Below are 2,788 nucleotides of genomic sequence, written 5' to 3' on the forward strand. Positions count from 1 at the left end.
GACCCCAACTACCGGCCGCGGCTCTGGCGTGAGCGCGAGGAGGCGCAGGCAGCGATCGTCGAAGCCCTTGCCGTCACTGATATCGCATTACCAACCTTTCCCGACGAGCAGATGCTGTTTGAGGATGCGACGCCGCAAGTGACCGCTAAGCGGATCGGGAAATTGGTTGGCGAGGTCGTCGTCAAGAATGGCGAAGCGCCGGCGCTGATCGCCAAGGGAGGAACGCTGCGCGACGTGCCGGCGATCCATGTCGCGGCTCCCGCTGATACGACGGGCGCCGGCGATTCCTTCAACGGCGGCTATCTTGCGGCTCGACTTGCCGGTCACGAACCGCTGGAAGCCGCACGCCATGCCCATCGTGTCGCCGCCGCCGTAGTGCAGGTACGTGGCGCACTGGCGCCGTTCGAGACGCTGCGGGCGGCGTTCGAAGGCTAAGGTAGCCGGAATCTGTATTCCGTGACGTGGTGGTAGATCGCGCCCGGCCACAGCGTCGCCTGCGGGAAATAGGGCCGGTTCGGCGCATCCGGCCAAATCTGCGGCTCGAGGCAGAAACCGCAAAAGGCCTTGTAGTTCCGCCCTTCCAGCCCGGTGCGCGGCGTCACATACTGACCGGTATAGAGCTGGACGCCGGGCTCAGTGGTCCAGACCTCCATCTCGACACCGGAACTGGCGCCTTGCGTCCACGCCGCCTGTTTGAGCGGCCCGCGTGTCGAAGCGAGGCAGAAATTCTGGTCGTAGGGCAGCTGTTCGCCCTCGGTCTCCATGCGCAACGGCCGCGCCTGGCGGAAATCGAACGGCGTGCCGTCAACCGGCTTGACCACCCCGGTCGGGATCATGTCGCCATCGACCGGCAGATAGGCGCCGGCATTCAACATCATCCTGTGGTCGAGAATGTCTCCGGCGCCGCCATCGTCCAGGTTGAAGTAGGAATGCTGGGTGAGATTGCACAGCGTCGGCTCCTCACAGGTGGCTGTCAGCTCGACGCTAAGCGTGCCGGGGATCTTCAACCGGTAGGTGCAGGTGACATCAAGCGCGCCGGGAAAACCCATCGCGCCGTCGGGATCGTGCAGGGTCAGCGTGACGAAATCCCTGCCATGCAAGGAAACCGTCCACGGCCGGTGGGAGTAACCTTGCGAGCCGCCATGCAGCGTATGCTTGTCGAGGAAGTTTTGCTCGGTCTGGTAGCGGCTGCCGCCAATGGTGAAGCGGCCGTCACGGATGCGGTTGGCGTAGCGGCCAACGACAGCACCGAAGAACGCCGTATCCGTCTCGTAGCCTTCCAGGCTGTCATAGCCGAGCACCAGCGGAGCATCGTGCCCGGTCAGGCGCAGATCCTGGATGATCGCGCCCAGACCGATGATGTTGGCTGTGATGCCGCCGCCCCTGATCGTGAAGCGACGCACCTGCTCGCCAGCCTGCGTCGTGCCGAAAACCTCGCCGTCCTTCATCGCCATGCCCGTAAATGCCAGTTGATCCAGAAGACTTCGGCTGGTTTTCCCACGAGAGATGGGCAGGCTATCGGCCTGCTCATCTCAGGGATAGCCTATCAGAGGCCGAGGCCGCCGATGCAGACATATTTGGTGTCGAGGTAATCCTCGATGCCCTGATGTCCGCCTTCCTTGCCGAGGCCGGATTCCTTGACGCCGCCGAACGGCGCTTCCGGCGTAGTGATGAGGCCTTCATTGACGCCGACCATGCCGTATTTCAGCCCTTCCATCACACGGAAGGCGCGGCCGAGATCGCCCGTATAGAAGTAGCAGGCGAGGCCGAATTCGGTGTCGTTGGCGCGGTTGATCACCTCGTCCTCACCGTCGAATTTCAGCACGCTCATGACAGGCCCGAAAATCTCCTCGCGGGCGATGCGCATTGTGTCGGTGACGCCGGTGAACACCGTTGGCTCGACAAAGAATCCGCCCTGGAAACCCTGCAGCGAAGGCACGTTGCCGCCACAGGCAAGCGTTGCTCCGTCCTGCTTGCCGATCTCGATATAGCCCACTACCTTGTAGTGCTGCGCCTTGGAAACCAGCGGTCCCATCTGGGTTTCGGGGTCGAGCGGGTCGCCGATGCGGATTTTCTTGGTCCGCTCGATCAGACGCTCGACGAAGCGGTCGTGAATGCCGCTCTGCACGAAGACGCGCGTGCCGTTGGAACAGATCTGCCCGGTCGAATAGAAATTGCCGAGCATGGCGCCGCCAATGGCGTTCTCGATGTCGGCATCGTCGAACACGATCAGCGGCGACTTGCCGCCAAGCTCCATCGTCGCGTGCTTCATCTTCGAGCCGGCGAGCGACAGCACCTTGCGGCCGGTCGGCACCGAGCCGGTCACCGAGACCTTGGCGACGACATCGTGGCCGACGAGCCCGGCGCCAACATCGCCATAGCCTTGCACCACGTTGAACAGGCCGTCAGGCAGCCCGGCCTCGCTGTAGATCTCGGCCAATGCGAGTGCTGAAAGCGGCGTGTTTTCCGATGGCTTGAACACCATGGCGTTGCCCATGGCGAGCGCCGGTGCCGATTTCCAGCCGGCGATCTGGATCGGGTAGTTCCAGGCGCCGATGCCGACACAGACGCCGAGCGCTTCGCGCCTTGTGTAGGCGAAGGGTCCGCCGAGATCGACCGACTCGCCATTGTAGGCGGCAACCGCACCGCCGAAATATTCAAGGCAGTCCGCTGCCGATGGGGCGTCCGCCACCAGCGTTTCCTGGATCGCCTTGCCTGTATCCAGTGTCTCGATGCGGGCGAGGTCGGCGTTGCGGGCGCGCAATATGTCGGCGGCGCGGCGCAGGAT

3 protein-coding genes are annotated in these 2,788 nt (G+C 63.5%); 1 reads left to right on the forward strand and 2 read right to left on the reverse strand.

The annotated features are described in order from the left end of the window. Positions 1–435 (forward strand): PfkB family carbohydrate kinase (locus EN984_RS29640; RefSeq protein WP_245480143.1); only part of this gene is annotated, 435 nt, incomplete at its 5' end. Here EN984_RS29640 and EN984_RS29645 read toward each other — a convergent pair. Together EN984_RS29645 and betB are read right to left on the reverse strand one after the other, a co-directional pair. Further along, on the reverse strand, positions 432–1,454 hold the full coding sequence (locus EN984_RS29645) for an aldose epimerase family protein (protein ID WP_127267427.1): 1,023 nt from the start codon (positions 1,452–1,454) through the stop codon (positions 432–434). The two genes, EN984_RS29640 and EN984_RS29645, sit on opposite strands and share 4 nt — an antisense overlap. A gap of 92 nt (positions 1,455–1,546) precedes the next feature. Continuing rightward, positions 1,547–2,788 carry a betaine-aldehyde dehydrogenase gene (betB, locus tag EN984_RS29650; protein WP_348630242.1) on the reverse strand — a complete coding sequence of 414 codons (1,242 nt, stop codon included), beginning with the start codon at positions 2,786–2,788 and terminating at the stop codon, positions 1,547–1,549.

The organism is Mesorhizobium sp. M7A.F.Ca.CA.004.12.1.1, from assembly GCF_003997835.1.
Classification (GTDB): Bacteria; Pseudomonadota; Alphaproteobacteria; order Rhizobiales; family Rhizobiaceae; genus Mesorhizobium.

Bases quoted from the DNA above. Each gene is read 5' to 3' on its own strand.
- EN984_RS29645 (WP_127267427.1), bottom strand. From the start codon at position 1,454: ATGGCGATGAAGGACGGCGAGGTTTTCGGCACGACGCAGGCTGGCGAG.